This window comes from Streptomyces sp. Y1 (genome assembly GCF_041053115.1).
GTDB classification, from domain to species: domain Bacteria; phylum Actinomycetota; class Actinomycetes; order Streptomycetales; family Streptomycetaceae; genus Kitasatospora; species Kitasatospora rubellomurina.
In genome coordinates this window covers 2,668,397-2,685,388 of the sequence record NZ_CP163445.1, presented here as the reverse complement: position 1 = coordinate 2,685,388, position 16,992 = coordinate 2,668,397, and the positions used below count along the sequence as shown (strand labels likewise).

The 16,992-nt window shown below is 73.4% G+C and carries 9 protein-coding genes; 2 read left to right on the top strand and 7 right to left on the bottom strand.

Annotation, left to right across the window (positions count from 1 at the left end):
- Positions 1-27: 27 nt before the first annotated feature.
- From AB2U05_RS11175 to AB2U05_RS11145, 7 genes are all read right to left on the bottom strand, one after another.
- Complete coding sequence (locus AB2U05_RS11175) at positions 28-1,251, bottom strand: acetate kinase (protein ID WP_045711471.1); 1,224 nt, start codon at positions 1,249-1,251, stop codon at positions 28-30.
- A gap of 73 nt (positions 1,252-1,324) precedes the next feature.
- Positions 1,325-3,454: a phosphate acetyltransferase gene (gene pta / locus AB2U05_RS11170; protein WP_369183131.1), complete on the bottom strand. Its 2,130-nt coding sequence runs from the start codon at positions 3,452-3,454 to the stop codon at positions 1,325-1,327.
- A 129-nt stretch (positions 3,455-3,583) separates the two neighbouring features.
- On the bottom strand, positions 3,584-4,243 hold the full coding sequence (locus tag AB2U05_RS11165) for a hypothetical protein (RefSeq protein WP_369183130.1): 660 nt from the start codon (positions 4,241-4,243) through the stop codon (positions 3,584-3,586).
- A gap of 58 nt (positions 4,244-4,301) precedes the next feature.
- Positions 4,302-6,671: a 1,4-alpha-glucan branching enzyme gene (gene glgB / locus AB2U05_RS11160; protein ID WP_078859788.1), complete on the bottom strand. Its 2,370-nt coding sequence runs from the start codon at positions 6,669-6,671 to the stop codon at positions 4,302-4,304.
- Between the two features lie 72 nt (positions 6,672-6,743).
- Positions 6,744-8,216, bottom strand: a complete 1,473-nt coding sequence (locus AB2U05_RS11155) for a phosphotransferase (protein WP_369183129.1) — start codon at positions 8,214-8,216, stop codon at positions 6,744-6,746.
- A gap of 260 nt (positions 8,217-8,476) precedes the next feature.
- On the bottom strand, positions 8,477-10,201 hold the full coding sequence (treS, locus tag AB2U05_RS11150; protein WP_369183128.1) for a maltose alpha-D-glucosyltransferase: 1,725 nt from the start codon (positions 10,199-10,201) through the stop codon (positions 8,477-8,479).
- Positions 10,198-12,153 carry an alpha-1,4-glucan--maltose-1-phosphate maltosyltransferase gene (locus tag AB2U05_RS11145; protein ID WP_045694961.1) on the bottom strand — a complete coding sequence of 652 codons (1,956 nt, stop codon included), beginning with the start codon at positions 12,151-12,153 and terminating at the stop codon, positions 10,198-10,200. The genes treS and AB2U05_RS11145 overlap by 4 nt, the downstream gene beginning before the upstream one ends.
- A 1,047-nt stretch (positions 12,154-13,200) precedes the next feature.
- Here AB2U05_RS11145 and glgP point away from each other — a divergent pair.
- Both glgP and AB2U05_RS11135 read left to right on the top strand, forming a co-directional pair.
- A complete protein-coding gene (gene glgP, locus AB2U05_RS11140) occupies positions 13,201-15,927 on the top strand; it encodes an alpha-glucan family phosphorylase (protein WP_369183127.1) in 2,727 nt (908 codons plus the stop codon).
- A 115-nt stretch (positions 15,928-16,042) separates the two neighbouring features.
- A complete protein-coding gene (locus AB2U05_RS11135; RefSeq protein WP_369183126.1) occupies positions 16,043-16,942 on the top strand; it encodes a hypothetical protein in 900 nt (299 codons plus the stop codon).
- Positions 16,943-16,992 lie beyond the last annotated feature (50 nt).

Sequence of the window (16,992 nt, the reverse complement as noted above, 5' to 3'; positions counted from 1 at the left end):
CGTCCCGAGGAGCGAGACGGGTGGGTCTCATTCCCCGGGCAGTGCGCTCTCCCGGTGGACCAGGGCGAAGGACTGGCGGGCGATCTCCAGCTCCTCGTCCGTGGGCACCACGGCGACCGCCACCCGGGCGTACCCGGGCGAGATGATCCGGGGCTCCGCCGAGCGCACCGAGTTCAACTCGGCGTCCACGGCGATGCCCAGCTCGTCCAGCCCGGCGGTGGCCGCCGCGCGCACCGGCGCCGCATTCTCCCCGACCCCCGCGGTGAACGCGATCGCGTCCACCCGGCCGAGCACCGCGTAGTAGCCGCCGATGTACTTGCGCAGCCGGTGGACGTACGCGTCGAAGGCGAGCTTCGCGTCCGCGTCCCCCTCGTCCGCGCGGCGCATGATCTCGCGCATGTCGTTGTCCCCGCACAGGCCGCGCAGGCCGCTGCGGCGGTTCAGCAGGTCGTCGATCTCGTCCACGGACAGGCCGCCGACCCGGTGCAGGTGGAACACCACGCCCGCGTCGATGTCACCCGAACGAGTGCCCATCACCAGGCCCTCCAGCGGCGTCAGGCCCATCGAGGTGTCCACGCAGCGGCCGCCGCTGACCGCCGACGCGGAGGCGCCGTTGCCCAGGTGCAGCACGATCACGTTCACCTCGGCCGGGTCCTTGCCGAGCAGCCGGGCGGTGGCCCGCGAGACGTACTGGTGCGAGGTGCCGTGGAAGCCGTAGCGGCGCACCCGGTGCTCGTCGGCGACGGCCTTGTCGATCGCGTACCGGGCCGCGTGCTCGGGCATCGAGGCGTGGAAGGCGGTGTCGAACACGGCCACCTGCGGCAGGTCGGGCCGCAGCGCGCGGGCCACCTCGATGCCGACGATGTTCGCCGGGTTGTGCAGCGGCGCGACCGGGATCAGCCGGCGGATCTCGGTGAGCACCTCGTCGGTGATCACGGTCGGCTCGGTGAACCGCTTGCCGCCGTGCACCACCCGGTGGCCGATCGCGGCCAGCTCGGGGGAGTCCAGGCCGAGGCCGTCCGCGGCCAGCTCCTCGGCGACGGCCTTCAGCGCGGCCGAGTGGTCCGGGAAGACCTGCAGCAGCTCGCGCCGGTCGCCCGTGCGCGGGGCGTGCGCCAGCCGCCCGCTGGGCTCGCCGATCCGCTCGACCAGGCCGGCGGCGAGCCGGGTGCCGTCCAGCATGTCGATCAGCTGGTACTTCACCGACGAGGAGCCGGCGTTCAACACCAGAACGCGCGTACCTTCACTCATGCGTCCACCTCGCTGCGCTCGGCGGTCGCTTCGCGAAACACGCACCTTCTGATGATTCGCTCGCTGCGCTCACTCATGCGTTCGGCTCCTTGCGGTCCTGCGACTGGATCGCGGTGATCGCGACCGTGTTGACGATGTCCTGCACCAGCGCCCCGCGCGAGAGGTCGTTGACGGGCTTGCGCAGCCCCTGCAGCACCGGGCCGACCGCCACCGCGCCGGCCGAGCGCTGGACGGCCTTGTAGGTGTTGTTGCCGGTGTTGAGGTCCGGGAAGATCAGCACGGTGGCCCGCCCGGCGACCTCCGAGCCCGGCAGCTTGGTCGCCGCGACGTACGGGTCCACCGCCGCGTCGTACTGGATCGGCCCCTCGACCAGGATGTCCGGGCGCAGCGCGCGGACGAGCTCGGTCGCCTTGCGGACCTTGTCCACGTCCGCGCCCGAGCCGGAGGTGCCGGTCGAGTAGGACAGCATCGCGACCCGCGGCTCCACCCCGAACTGGGCGGCGGTGGCGGCGGACTGGATGGCGATGTCGGCCAGCTGCTGGGCGTCCGGGTCCGGGTTGACCGCGCAGTCGCCGTACACCAGCACCTTGTCGGCCAGGCACATGAAGAAGACGGACGAGACGATCGAGGCGCCCGGCGAGGTCTTGATCACCTCGAAGGCCGGCCGGATGGTCGCGGCCGTGGAGTGCACCGCGCCGGACACCATGCCGTCCGCGATGCCCTCCTGCACCATCAGGGTGCCGAAGTAGGAGACGTCGGTGACCACGTCCAGGGCCAGCTCGACGGTCATCCCCTTGTGGGCGCGCAGCCGCGCGTACAGCTCGGCGAACTGGCGGCGCAGCGGGCTGGTGGTCGGGTCGACGATCCGGGCCTGCGCGCGGTCGGCGCCCGGCTCCTCCTGCGGCAGGTCGATGCCGAGGGCCGCGGCCTTGCGGCGCACCGCGTCGACCTCGCCGAGCAGGGTGAGGTCGCAGATGTTGCGGCGCAGCAGGATCTCGGCGGCGCGCAGCACCCGCTCCTCGGTGCCCTCCGGCAGGACGACGTGCCGGCGGTTGCCGCGGGCCCGCTCCAGCAGCTCGTGCTCGAACATCATCGGGGTGACCCGCTCGGACCGGCCGACCTCGATCCGGTTCGTCAACTCGGCGGTGTCGACGTGCAGTTCGAACAGGCCGAGGGCGATCTCGGCCTTCCGGGGGCTGGCCGCGGTGAGCTTGCCCTCCAGGTGGGTCAGGGCGGCGGCGGTGGGCCAGCTGCCCTCGGGGACGACGGCGACGGGCGTGCCGGGGGCGAGCCGGGCGGCGAGCGCCATCACGTTCGGGCCGGGGTGCTGGCCGAGGGTCAGCAGCACGCCGGCGATCGGCGGGGCGCCGGCGGCGTGCGCGGCCAGCGAGCCGACCACCAGGTCGGCGCGGTCCCCGGGGGTGACGACCAGGGCGCCCTCGGTCAGCGCGTCCAGGAAGGTGGGCAGCATGGCGCCGCCGAAGACGAAGCCGCGGACGTCCCGGGCCAGGCCGGCGGCGTCGCCGAGCAGCACCTCGGCGCCGGTCGCCTCGACCAGCTGCGCGACGGTGGGCGCGGCCAGGGCCGGCTCCTCCGGGATGACGTAGGCGGGGATCGGCAGCTTCTCGGTGAGGGTGCGCTGGATGCGCTGCTTGGTGCTCGGGGCGACCCGGTTGGCGATCATCGCCAGGGTCTCGCAGCCGAGGTCGGTGTACGCCCGGTGGGCGTTGCGGACCTCGGCGATCACCGCCTCCGCCTCCTTGCCCTGCCCGCCGACCACCGGCAGCACGGCGGCGCCGAACTCGTTCGCCAGGCGGGCGTTGAAGGCCAGTTCGTCCGGGATGGTGGTGTCCGCGAAGTCGGTGCCGAGCACCAGGACGGCCTGGCAGCGGCGCTCCAGCGCGCGGAACCGGTCGACCAGGACGGAGACCAGTTCGTCCTGGCCCTGCGCGGCCTGCAGCGCGGCCGCCTCCTCGTAGGTGAGCCCGTACAGCTCCGGGCCGGGCAGGTCGATCCGGTACCGCCCGCGCAGCAGCTCGACCACGTGGTCCGCCCCGGGCTCGCCGGGTGCGCTCGCGTGCACCAGCGGCCGGAACACCCCGACCCGGTCCACCTGCCGGGTGAGCAGTTCCATGACCCCGAGCTCGACCGCCTGGCGGCCGTCCCCCCGGTCGATTCCGGTCACGTACACGCTGCGCGCCACCCGGGTGTCTCCGTCCCGTCGTCTCGGAAAGTGGTCATATCGACCATACCTTCGCACCGTGAACGCCCGTCCGCGAGCAGGGGGCCGGGGCGGAAAAGAGGACGAAGGTCCCACCGGGAACGGCGGAGGTCACGGCCCGCGGTCGGCGAGCTCCGAGCCGGACAGCTCCACCGTCCTCCCGGTGACGTGGACCTGCGACACCCGCCCGTCCACCAGCCAGCCGTGCGGCCGCACGAGGGCCCCGTCGCGGCCCGGGGCCCAGCCGTCGGCGGCGAGCGCGGCCCGCAGGCGGGCCTCCACCTCGTCGGCCGGCAGGCCGGTGTCGCTGCCGATCGTGAGGGTCCGGGAGCAGAAGTCGGAGCCGCAGGAGCCCCCGGTGACGGCGGTGGCGGTCAGCCCGGGAGGCAGGGACAGCTCCGCGCGGCTCGGGACGAAGGCGTCGTGGGCGAGCAGCTGGTAGGCGAACGCGATGCCCGCGCCGACCAGGACGTGGGCGGTGACCGCGACGGCCGATCCGGCGACCGGGTGGTCGTAGTCCTTCGCGGGCCGGGGGCCGCGCAGCCGCTGCTCGGCCAGCACGCCCGCCAGGAGGACCAGGCCGGCGGCGACGGGGTAGCCGGTCTCGATCTCGGCGGTGGCGCGGGTGAAGTACCAGTCCTCCTCCAGCCCGACCAGCGCGAGGGCCAGGCCGGCGAGGACGGCGAAGACGGCCGCTCCGACGATCCGGGTGCGCACCAGGAACGCCCAGCAGGCCGGCGGCAGCAGCAGGTAGGCCAGTTCCAGAGCCACGAACACGAGCAAGCCCCCCGCCTGCTGACGATCAGTCCCAGGCGGGGAGCCTAGAGCCTCAGGCCGGGCGGAGCCAGAGGGTGGCGAGCGGGGGGAGGACGAGCTCGGCGGAGCGCGGCTGGCCGTCCCAGGGGGTCGGATCGGCCTTGACGGGGTGGGAGTTGCCGATGCCGCTGCCGCCGTAGGCCTCGGCGTCGGTGTTCAGCACCTCCTCCCAGAGCTGCTCGCGGCCGTCCAGGGCGGGCAGGCCGACGCGGTGGCCGTGCCGGACGACGGGGGAGAAGTTGCAGACCGCGACGAGCGGGGAGCCGTCCGCGGCGTGGCGGACGAAGGTGAGCAGGTTGTCCTCGGCGGCGCCGCCGTCGAGCCAGCGGAAGCCCTCCGGGGTGGTGTCGAGCTCCCAGAGCGCGGGGGTGTCGAGGTAGCGGCGGTTGAGGTCGCGGACGAGGCGGCGCACGCCCCGGTGGTCCTCGTGGGCCGGCCACTGCTCGTCGAGCACCCACCACTGCGGGCCCTGCTCGTGGTCCCACTCCGCTCCCTGGGCGAACTCCTGCCCCATGAAGAGCAGTTGCTTGCCCGGGTGGGCCCACATGAAGCCCAGGTAGGCGCGGTGGTTGGCGCGCTGCTGCCACCAGTCGCCGGGCATCTTGGAGACCAGGGCCTGCTTGCCGTGCACCACCTCGTCGTGCGAGATCGGCAGGACGTAGTTCTCGGAGTAGGCGTACACCATCGAGAAGGTGATCTCGTTGTGGTGGTACTTGCGGTGCACGGGCTCCTTGGACATGTAGACCAGCGAGTCGTGCATCCAGCCCATGTTCCACTTCAGCCCGAAGCCGAGGCCGCCGGCGTCGGTGGGGCGGGTGACGCCGTCCCAGGCGGTGGACTCCTCGGCGATGGTGACCACGCCGGGGCAGCGCCGGTAGACGGTGGCGTTCATCTCCTGCAGGAAGGCGGCGGCGTCGAGGTTCTCCCGGCCGCCGTACTGGTTGGGCGTCCAGGCGCCGCCCTCGCGGGAGTAGTCGAGGTAGAGCATGGAGGCGACGGCGTCCACCCGCAGGCCGTCGACGTGGAACTCCTCGCACCAGTAGACGGCGTTGGCGACGAGGAAGTTGCGCACCTCCGTGCGGCCGTAGTCGAACTCCAGCGTCCCCCAGTCCGGGTGCTCGGCGCGCAGCGGGTCGGCGGGCTCGTACAGCGGCTCGCCGTCGAAGCGGGCCAGTGCGAAGGCGTCCTTGGGGAAGTGGGCGGGCACCCAGTCGACGATGACGCCGATGCCGTGCCGGTGCAGGGTGTCGACCAGGTGGCGGAAGTCGTCGGGGCTGCCGAGCCGGGCGGTGGGGGCGTAGTAGCCGGAGACCTGGTAGCCCCAGGAGCCGCCGAAGGGGTGCTCCATCACCGGCATGAACTCGACGTGGGTGAAGCCCAACTCCTTGAGGTAGCCGGGCAGTTCCTCGGCGATCGCGCGGTAGGTGGTGAGCTCGGGCCGCCACGAGGCGAGGTGCAGCTCGTACACCGACATGGGCGCGCGGTGGTGCGCGGCGCGGGCCCGGCGGGCCATCCACTCGTCGTCCTGCCAGACGTGGTCGGAGGAGGTGACCACCGAGGCGGTGCCGGGCGGGCACTGCGCGGCGCGGGCGAGCGGGTCGGCCTTGTCGAGCACCCAGCCCTGCCGGGTGTGGATCTCGTACTTGTACGTGGTGCCCTCGGCGAGGCCGGGGACGAACAGCTCCCAGATGCCGGAGGAGCCGAGCGAGCGCATCGGGTGGCCGGTGCCGTCCCAGTGGTTGAAGTCGCCGATCAGCCGGACCCCGACCGCGTTCGGCGCCCAGACGGCGAAGGCGGTCCCGGTGACGCCGTCGACGGTGCGCACGTGCGAGCCGAGTGCCCGCCACAGCTGCTCGTGCCGGCCCTCGGAGATCAGGTGCAGGTCGAGCTCGCCGAGGGTCGGGGGGGTGCGGTAGCCGTCCTGCTGGCGCAGCGGCTCGCCGCCGGGGTACGTCACCAGCAGGGTGTAGTCGGGGCGTTCGCCGCCGGCCACCAGCCCGGTGAACAACCCGCCCTGCTGGTGGGTGAGTTCGGCCGGCCCCTGGGCGGTCTCGACGACCACCCGCTCGGCGAGCGGGCGCAGCACCCGGATCGCCGTGCCGCCGTGCACCGGGTGCGCGCCGAGCAGCGCGTGCGGGTCGTGGTGCTGCCCGCCGACCAGCCGGTCGACCTCGGCGGGCGGCAGCGGTGCCTCGGGCAGCCGTACGGCCGCCGGCAGAGCCTCCGGCGGGTCCTGCGGCCGCTCGGCCCGGACGGCCCGTTCGGCCCGGACGGGTGCCTTGGGCGCGGGCCCGGGACGGGCCGCTCCGGGAGTGTCCGTACCGGCCAGGAAGGTGGCCGGTACGGGGCGGGTGGGGCGGCCGGTCGGGTCGGGCGGCGTCACGGCGTGGTCCTCCTGCGGCGGGGGTGGGCGAACTCCTGCGGGCGGTGCGGGACAGGCGTGGGGCGGGCGGGATCAGACGGTGAGGGCGAGCCGGTTGATCGCGGCCAGCGGGATCGGCAGCCAGCTGGGCCGGTGCCGGGCCTCGTACACCACCTCGTAGACCGCCTTGTCGATCTCCAGTGCCCGCATCAGCTCCGGCGAGGCGGCCGGGTCGGCGCCGCCGCCGGCGGTGTAGCCGGCGCAGAAGGCGGTGCGGTTGCGCTGGGCCCAGGCGGCGGCGAGGTGGGCCAGCTCGGGGTCGACCGGGCCGCCGGCGAGGAGGTGGGCGGCCGCGTAGTCGAAGGAGCGCAGCATCGCGGCGACGTCGCGCAGCGCGGGCTGCGGCTCGCGGCGCTCGTTGACGGACTTGGCGGGCTCGCCCTCGAAGTCGAGCAGCACCCAGCCGTGCGGGGTGCGCATGGCCTGCCCGAGGTGCAGGTCGCCGTGGATGCGCTGGACGGGCAGGCCGTCCGGGTGGGCGTCGGCGAGCTGCTGGAAGGCGCTGCGCAGCGCGGCGCGGAAGCGCAGCAGGCCGGGGACGGCGGCGACGGCGCTGTCCAGCCGGTCGGCCATGGCGGTGGCGAGCATCCGGGTCTGGGCGCGGTCGAGCCGGGCGACGGGCATGGAGCGGGCGAGCACCCGGTGCACCTCGGCGGTGGCCCGGCCGAGCCGGTGCGCCTCGATGGCGAAGTTGCCGGGGGAGGGGTCGCCCTTGAGCCGGCCGACCTGGTCGAGGGCGAGCTCCCAGCCGTCCTCGGCGTCGGGCAGGTAGCGCTGGAGGAGGCCGAGGGTGGCGGGTTCGGCGCGTTCCATCCGGCTCTCGAACCAGGCGGCGACCCGGGGGATGCGGGTGGAGCCGGCCCGGGAGAGGGCGAGCGAGAGTTCGAGGTCGGGGTTGGTGCCGGGGTGGATGCGGCGGAACAGCTTGAGGATGTACGAGGTGCCGTAGATGACCGAGCTGTTGGACTGCTCGGCGGTGGAGGCGCGGCCGGGGAGGTTGGTGGGCAGCCCGGAGCCGGGGGTGCGGCGGAAGGCGAGGGAGCCGAACCGGTCGCCGGTGGCGAGGTGTTCGAGCAGCCGCCCGGTGAGGTCGGGGTCGTGCACCGCGTCGTAGAGGGCGGCGCCGTCGTACGGGCCCTGGCTGAGCCGGCCGAGGACGGCGCTGGGCTCGATGCCGGCCGGGCCGCCGGAGCGGATGCCGAGCAGCAGCTGGTAGATGTCGCCGTGGGGGAGGCCGGCCGGGGTGGCGTGGTCGACCCGCAGCAGCAGGTGCAGCAGGGCTGGGTCGCCGACCTGCAGCGGGGTGCCGACGACGGGGGTGAGGCCGGTGATCGGCCGGCCCTTCCCGGCGTACCAGCGCTGGGTGGGGAGCCACTCGGCGATCAGCGGCAGCGCCGCCTGGACGAGTTCGCTGACCCCCAGGGCGGTTCTCCGGGCCCCGGCGCCGCGCGGGCCCGCCGGCGGGTCGTGCTGCACATGGGCTTGCGAGCGGGAGGTTTCGGACATGACTCCCTTTCCCCGGAAGCACGCGGACGGCCCGACGGGTCGTGGCCGGGTCCGTCAGTCTTCCGGATTTCGACGGCGCGGAGGTCGCGGCACGCGAGCGCGGCTCGGGTGTCACGCCTTCGTGTGGGTGGCCGTTGGGCTGTTCTCCGTACGCGGTGTCGTACACGGTGGTGCGGCGAACTCCGGGGGCGCGGGGTTCAACTCGCGCCCCCGGAGGGTCTGGTGGTGCCGTCCGGTCCGCAGTCGGGTGCGGTGGATCGTTACTTCGGGCGCCTGCTGCCGCTCAGGCGCGGGGGTTGCCGGAGCTGGAACCAGTAGAAGCCGTGTCCGGCGAGGGTGAGCAGGTACGGCCACTCGCCGATCGACGGGAAGCGCACCCCGCCGATCAGTTCGACCGGGTAGCGCCCGCCGTACTGCCGCAGGTCGAGTTCGGTCGGCTGCGCGAACCGCGAGAAGTTGTTCACGCACATGACCAGGTCGCCCTCGTGCTCGCGCACGAAGGCCAGCACGGCCGGGTTGCTGGACGGCAGCTCGGTGTAGCTGCCGAGGCCGAACGCCGGGTTGAGCTTGCGGATCTCGATCATGCGACGCGTCCAGTGCAGCAGCGAACTCGAACTGCTCTGCTGCGCCTCGACGTTGGTCACCTGGTAGCCGTACACCGGGTCCATGATGGGCGGCAGACTGAGCCTGCCCGGGTCGGCGGAGGAGAAACCCGCGTTGCGGTCCGGGGTCCACTGCATCGGCGTGCGCACGCCGTCCCGGTCGCCGAGCCAGATGTTGTCGCCCATGCCGATCTCGTCCCCGTAGTAGAGCACCGGGGAGCCGGGCAGGGAGAGGAGGAGGGCGGTGAACAGCTCGATCTGGTTGCGGTCGTTCTCCAGCAGCGGGGCGAGCCGGCGCCGGATGCCCACGTTGGCGCGCATCCGCGGGTCCTTGGCGTACTCCGCGTACATGTAGTCGCGCTCCTCGTCGGTGACCATCTCCAGGGTCAGCTCGTCGTGGTTGCGCAGGAAGATGCCCCACTGGCAGCCGCCCGGGATCGCCGGGGTCTTGGCCAGGATCTCCGAGACCGGGTAGCGGGACTCGCGCCGCACCGCCATGAAGATCCGCGGCATCACCGGGAAGTGGAACGCCATGTGGCACTCGTCGCCGCCGGCCGCGAAGTCGCCGAAGTAGTCGACGACGTCCTCCGGCCACTGGTTGGCCTCGGCGAGCAGGACGGTGTCCGGGTAGTCGGCGTCGATCTCCTTGCGGACCCGCTGGAGGAACTCGTGGGTCTCCGGCAGGTTCTCGCAGTTGGTGCCCTCGCGGGCGAACAGGTACGGCACCGCGTCCAGCCGGAACCCGTCGATGCCGAGGTCGAGCCAGAACCGGAGCCCGGCGATCATCTCGTCCTGGACGCGCGGGTTGTCGTAGTTGAGGTCCGGCTGGTGCGAGAAGAACCGGTGCCAGTAGTACTGCTTGCGGACCGGGTCGTAGGTCCAGTTGGAGGTCTCGGTGTCGACGAAGATGATCCGGGCGTCGGGGTACTGCTTGTCGTCGTCGGCCCACATGTAGAAGTCGCCGTAGGGCCCGTCCGGGTCGGAGCGGGAGGCCTGGAACCACGGGTGCTGGTCGCTGGTGTGGTTCATGACGAAGTCGATGATGACGCGCATGCCGCGGGCGTGGGCGGCGTCGACGAACTCCATGAAGTCGGCGAGGTCGCCGAACTCGGGCAGCACCGACTTGTAGTCGGCCACGTCGTACCCGCCGTCGCGCAGGGGTGAGGCGAAGAAGGGCGGGAGCCAGAGGCAGTCGACGCCGAGCCACTGCAGGTAGTCGAGCTTGGCCGTGAGCCCCTTGAGGTCCCCGGTCCCGTCGCCGTTGCTGTCCTGGAAGGACCGCACCAGCACCTCGTAGAAGACCGCACGTTTGAACCACTCCGGGTCCAGGTTCTTCTTCGAGGTCTCGGGGAAGGTGTCGGGGACGGGCTCGTTCACTGTCACGCTGGGTTCCTCCGAACCGTGAGGAGGTGAGCCGGCTCGGCTGAGGGATCGAGCCGGACGTAGTTGTGCCGGCCCCAGGTGTAGGCGGCGCCGGTCAGCTCGTCCTGCACCGGGAAGGGCCCGTCGCCGTCCAGGGTGACGGTGGCCTCCTGCACGTGGTGCGGGTCGAGGTTCACCACGGTGACGACCTGGTCGGTGAGTCCGTCCTCGGTGGTCGCGGTCTTGGAGTAGGCGATCACCTGGTCGTTGTCGGTGGGGTGGAAGCGCAGGTCGCGCAGCTGCCGCAGGGCGGGGTGACGGCGGCGCAGCCGGTTCAGCACGGTCAGCAGCGGGGCCAGGGTGTCGGTGCGGTTCCAGTCGCGCGGGCGCAGCTCGTACTTCTCCGAGTGCAGGTACTCCTCGGAGCCCGGGTGGGCCGGCTCGTTCTCGCACAGCTCGTAGCCGGCGTAGACGCCGTAGCTGGGGGAGAGGGTGGCGGCGAGGACGGCGCGGACGGCGAAGGCGGCCCGGCCGCCGTGCTGGAGGTAGGCGTGCAGGATGTCGGGGGTGTTGGCGAAGAAGTTGGGGCGCATGTAGGCGGCCGCGTCGCCGGTGAGTTCGGTGAGGTACTCGGTGAGTTCGTTCTTGGTGGTGCGCCAGGTGAAGTACGTGTACGACTGGTGGAATCCGATCTTCCCGAGCGCGTGGACCATCGCGGGGCGGGTGAAGGCCTCGGCCAGGAACACCACGTCGGGGTCGGTGCGGGCGATGTCGGCGAGCACCTTCTCCCAGAACAGCACCGGCTTGGTGTGCGGGTTGTCGACCCGGAAGATCCGCACGCCGTGGGCCATCCAGAACCGCAGGATTCGGAGCGTTTCCTTGACGATTCCGTCCATGTCCTGGTCGAAGTTGATCGGATAAATGTCCTGGTACTTCTTCGGCGGGTTCTCGGCGTACGCGATGGTGCCGTCCGCGCGGTGGCTGAACCATTCCGGATGCTTGTTCACCCACGGGTGGTCGGGCGAGCACTGGAGGGCGAAGTCGAGCGCCACCTCCAGGTGCAGCGCCTGCGCCTCGGCGACGAAGTGGTCGAAGTCCTCGATGGTGCCGAGGTCCGGGTGGACGGCGTCGTGGCCGCCCTCGGGGGAGCCGATCGCCCAGGGCGAGCCGACGTCGTGCGGACCGGCCGTCAGGGCGTTGTCCGGGCCCTTGCGGTAGGCCCGCCCGATCGGGTGCACCGGCGGCAGGTAGACCACGTCGAAGCCCATCGCGGCGACGGCCGGCAGCCGCTCGGCCGCCGTGCGCAGCGTCCCCGAACGCGGCGGCTCGACCCCGCTCGGATCGACCACGGCGCCCTCGGAGCGCGGGAAGAACTCGTACCAGGAGCCGAACAGCGCGCGCTCGCGGTCCACCTGCAGCGGCAGCGGACGGGAGGCGCTGACCAGCTCGCGCAGCGGGTAACGGGCCAGCAGCTCCAGCACCTCGGGGGCGAGCGCGGCGGCCAGCCGGGACAGCGGCGGCAGGCCCGGGTCGCGCAGCGCGTCGGCGGCGGCCAGCACGTGCGCCCGGCCCTCCTTCTTCGGCACCCCGGCGGCGGCCCGCTCCAGCAGCCGGGCGCCCTCCTCCAGCACCAGCGCGGTGTCGATCCCGGCGGGCAGCTTGACCGCCGCGGCCTTGCGCCAGGTGGCGACCGGGTCGCTCCACGCCTCGACGGCGTACGACCAGCGGCCGGGCGCGGTCGGGGTGACGTACGCGCCCCAGCGGTCGGTGCCCTCGGCCAGCTCGCGCATCGGCGTCCACGGGCCGCTGCGGCCGCGCGGGTCGCGCAGCACCACGTTGGCGTTGACGGCGTCGTGGCCCTCCCGGAAGACGGTCGCGGTGACCAGGAAGGTCTCGCCGACGACGGCCTTGGCGGGGCGGCGGCCGGAGTCGACGAGGGGGCTGACGTCCAGGACGGGGATGCGGCCGATCACGGTGTCGCTCTCTGTCGTCTTGCGGGCGGCGGGTTTGCGGGCGGGCGCCTTGCGGGCCGGCGCGGCCTTCCCGGCAGGGGTCTTCCCGGCGGGGGTCTTCGCGGCGGGGGTCTTCCCGGCAGGGGACTTCGCGGCGGGAGGCTCGGCCCCGGCGGCCGTCGCGGCGGTGCGGCGCGTGGTGGTGGTGCGCCGGCGCGGGGGTGCCGTCCGGCCCGGCTCGGCCCCGGGTCGCGGGGCCGCCTCGGCCGGCTCGGTGCGGACCGCCCCGGCCGCCCGGGGCGCCGGCATCGCCGGATCCGTCCGAGGGTCAGGATCCGTCCGTCCGGCGGACGTCGCGACCGCTGCGTTGAGATCGTCGGCCACCGGTGTGGACTGGTCCCGCGTGTCGCCGTGCATGCCAAGCTCCTGCCCGAGGTCGGCGGCAACCCCCGCCGCCCGGGGCCGGGCAGGGAGGACTACCGGGAGGACTGCTGGGTGGGGGAGGACGTGCGACCGGATGACCTGTCCGTGCCGCTGTCCCCGAACAACCTGCCCGGTGCCCGCCGAGCCGGCTGCGGGACGCCCCGGAGCCGCGCGCGTCCCGGGCGCACGTCGCCCGGTGGCGCGCCCCTGGGCGATCCGGTCCACCCGTGAACGAGCAGGCCGGGCACGAGGACACGCACCGGTGCGCGGCGAACGCCGAATGGGCTAAGGAAGAAGGGGAACGACCGACACGAAAAGGGTTCCGGACGTGCTGCCTGAGGGGGACGCCACCCGTCGCCGCACTCCCCACGGCATCAACGACCTTCGGTCATCCTCGCACCGGGGACAAGGTTTTTGCAGCAGTACGACAGGAGTTTCGGGCATCGCCCCGGGCGGACGCACCATCGGAAATGGATCCGTACCGAAGAGTTCACGCATTGGTAGCGCGCCTCCCGGAAATGTGCGCCTCGTGCGCCCCCCGTACGGATCGATGCGCCGAATGCGATCTCATCAATAGGCCGAACGGATGCCCAATAGCCCGCTTGACGCACTGCCATGACGGCCGTCGGGGCTACGCTTCACGCCGTGAAGGCAATCCGCAGATTCACCGTCCGCACCGTCCTGCCCGAACAACTCCAGCCGCTGCACGAGCTGGCCCTCAATCTGCGCTGGTCCTGGCACCCCGAGACCAGGGACCTCTTCCGGTCCGTGGACCCGGAGGTCTGGGCCGCGACCGGCGAGGACCCGGTGCGGCTGCTCGGGGAGGTCCCGGCCGCCCGGCTCGCCGCGCTCGCCGCCGACCGGCGCTTCCTCCGCAGACTCGGCGACCTCGCCGACGACCTGCAGGAGTACCTGACCGGCCCGCGCTGGTACCAGTCCCGGGCCGAGGACGGTCCGACCCCGCCGCCCGCCGCGATCGCCTACTTCTCCCCCGAGTACGGCATCGCCGCCGCGCTGCCGCAGTACTCCGGCGGGCTCGGCATCCTGGCCGGCGACCACCTCAAGGCGGCCAGCGACCTCGGCGTCCCGCTCATCGGCGTCGGCCTGTTCTACCGCCACGGCTACTTCCGGCAGTCCCTGAACCGGGACGGCTGGCAGCAGGAGCGCTACCCGCTGCTCGACCCGGACGAGCTCGCCGTCAGCCTGCTCCGCGAGCCGGACGGCACGCCCAGCCGGGTCGACCTCGCCCTGCCCGGTGGCCGCACCCTGGCCGCCCGGATCTGGAAGGCCCAGGTCGGCCGCGTCCCGCTGCTGCTGCTCGACTCCGACATCGAGGCCAACTCGCCCGCCGAACGGGACGTCACCGACCGGCTGTACGGCGGCGGCAGCGAGCACCGGCTGCTCCAGGAGATGCTGCTCGGCATCGGCGGCGTCCGGGCCGTGCGCGCCTACTGCCGGCTCACCGGGCACCCCGCCCCCGAGGTCTTCCACACCAACGAGGGCCACGCCGGCTTCCTCGGCATCGAGCGGATCCGCGAACTCGTCGCCGACCGGTGCGCCGAGCAGAGCGCCGACCGGGCCGCCGGCCGCGAGGCCGAAGCCGCCGGCCGCGACGCCGAGGGGCCCGACTTCGCCGCCGCCCTGGAGGCCGTCCGGGCCGGCACCCTGTTCACCACCCACACCCCCGTCCCGGCCGGCATCGACCGCTTCGACCGCGAGCTGGTCGCCCGCCACTTCGGCGGCGACGCCGCCCTGCCCGGCGTCCCGGCCGACCAGGTGCTCGCGCTCGGCGCCGAGACCTGGCCCGGCGGCGACCCGAAGCTGTTCAACATGGCCGCCATGGGCCTGCGGCTCGCCCAGCGCGCCAACGGGGTCTCCACCCTGCACGGCGAGGTCAGCCGAGCCATGTTCAACGGCCTGTGGCCCGGCTTCGACGCCGCCGAGGTACCGATCACCTCCGTCACCAACGGCGTGCACGCCGCCACCTGGATCGACCCGGCCGTCGTCCGGCTGGGCGCCGCCGAGATCGGCGCCGACCGCGCCGAGGAGGCGATGACCACCGGCGAGACCCGGCGCTGGACCGGCCTGGAGCGGATCGGCAACACCGAGATCTGGGACCTGCGCCGCAGCCTGCGCGCCCAACTCGTCGACGAGGCCCGGCACCGGCTGCGCGCCTCCTGGCGCCAGCGCGGCGCCGGCGAGGCCGAACTCGGCTGGGTCTCCTCGGTGCTCGACCCGGACGTGCTCACCATCGGCTTCGCCCGCCGGGTGCCCTCCTACAAGCGGCTCACCCTGATGCTGCGCGACCCGGACCGGCTGCGCGGCCTGCTGCTGCACCCCACCCGACCGGTGCAGATCGTGGTCGCCGGGAAGGCCCACCCGGCCGACGACGGCGGCAAGCGGCTGATCCAGCAGATGGTCGCCTTCGCCGACGACCCGGCCGTGCGGCACCGGATCGTCTTCCTGCCGGACTACGACATGGACATGGCCCGGCACCTCTACCCGGGCTGCGACGTCTGGCTGAACAACCCGCTGCGCCCGCTGGAGGCCTGCGGCACCTCCGGGATGAAGGCCGCGCTGAACGGCTGCCTCAACCTGTCCGTCCTGGACGGCTGGTGGGACGAGTGGTACGACGGCCAGAACGGCTGGGCGATCCCCACCGCCGACGAGGGCGCCGGCGTGCTCGACCCGGACAGCGGCGAGGCCGAGCGGCGCGACGACATCGAGGCCGCCGCGCTCTACGACCTGATCGAGGAGCAGGTCGCCGCCCGGTTCTACGACCGGGCCGGCGACGGGCTGCCGCACCGCTGGATCGCCATGGTCCGGCACACCCTGGTCACCCTCGGGCCCAAGGTGCTGGCCGGCCGGATGGTCCGCGAGTACGTGGACCGGCTGTACGCCCCGGCGGCGCTGGCCCAGCGGGAGCTCGCCGCCGGCGGCCACCGCGGCGCGCGGGAGCTGGCGGCCTGGAAGGCCAAGGTCCGGGCGGCCTGGCCGGCCGTGCGGGTCGAGCACGTCCAGGCGGAGGGCCCGGGCGAGGCCCAGGAGCTGGGCAGCGCACTGGAGCTGCGGGTGCAGGTCGCGCTCGGGGCGCTGGAGCCGGGCGACGTCGAGGTGCAGGCCGTCTCCGGGCGGGTGGACGAGACGGACGGCATCTCGGACGCCGCCGTGCTCGCCCTCAAGCCGGTCGGCGGGCCCGACCTGGACGGGCGGACCCGCTACGAGGGCTCGCTGGAGCTGGCCCGGACCGGCCCGTTCGGCTACACCGTCCGGGTGCTGCCCGCGCACCCCCGGCTGGCCTCGCCGGCCGAGCTGGGGCTGGTCGCCCTGCCCGCCGAGTCGGCCGGGATGGACGCCGGGCTGCTGCGCTGATCCTCCGCGCCGCAGGCACGGTCGTCCGCGCTGCCGTTCGTGGTACTCCGACCGAGTACTACGGACGGCAGCCGTCCGGTTGCCCGGTGTGCGGGCCGGCGGGAGCGTGGGCAGCATGATGCGAACCCTGCGCGCGGTCGCCCTCGCCGCGCTCTCCGTAGTCCTCCTCGCGGCACCGGCGCAGGCCGCCGCCCACCCCCAGGCCGCACCGCCCGCCGAGGCGCGGATCTCGGTCGAGCTGTCGCCGCCGGGCCCGGTCGTCCCCGGGGAGAGCGGCACGCTCGAAGTGAGGATCACCAACAACGGCCCGTCGACCACCACCGACGAGACCCTGGTGGTCGTGCACTTCCCGTCGCCCGGCGTGGTCCAGTCCGCCGACCCGCCGGTCACCCTGACCTACTTCGGCACCGGCAGCTCCTACAAGATCCCGGCCGGCCTGGCGCCGGGGGCCGCCTCGGTGGAGAAGCTGGCCCTGCGCGTCGCGCCGATCACCTCGCCGTTCATCACGATCGACGGCGACGTCCAGGCCTTCTACCCGGGCGACCCGGACCAGTCCGGCCACACCACGCCGTACAGCTTCACCACCGCCGACACCAAGGCGCACTTCACGGTCGGCGCCTCCTCCGCGATCACGGGCGACGGCCGCCCCGACCCGCAGCCCGGCGACCTCACCGGCAAGCCCGGCGCGACCGTCCACCTGCCGCTGTGGGTGTTCAACACCGGGCCGTCCTACTCGCGGCAGCCGATCGAGGTGCGGATCACCGTGCCCGAGGGGACCGCGCTCGCCGACCCGCCGCCGTACCGCTGCACCTCGACCTCGCCGCGCACGCTGGACTGCAACTACCCCAGCGGGCCGCGCTACAAGGACGCGATCTTCATCGACCCGGCCGTGGTGATCGACCCGGCGACGACGGCCGGGCAGGTGCTCCCCGGCGGGACGATCGACGTGGTGGCCGCCGTGGAGGACTGCCCGTCGCCGGACTGGCACGCCGACTACGCGGTGACGGTGGACTGAACCACCCCCCGGACAAAGCGGCCCGGCCGGGTGCGTGACGGCGCACCCGG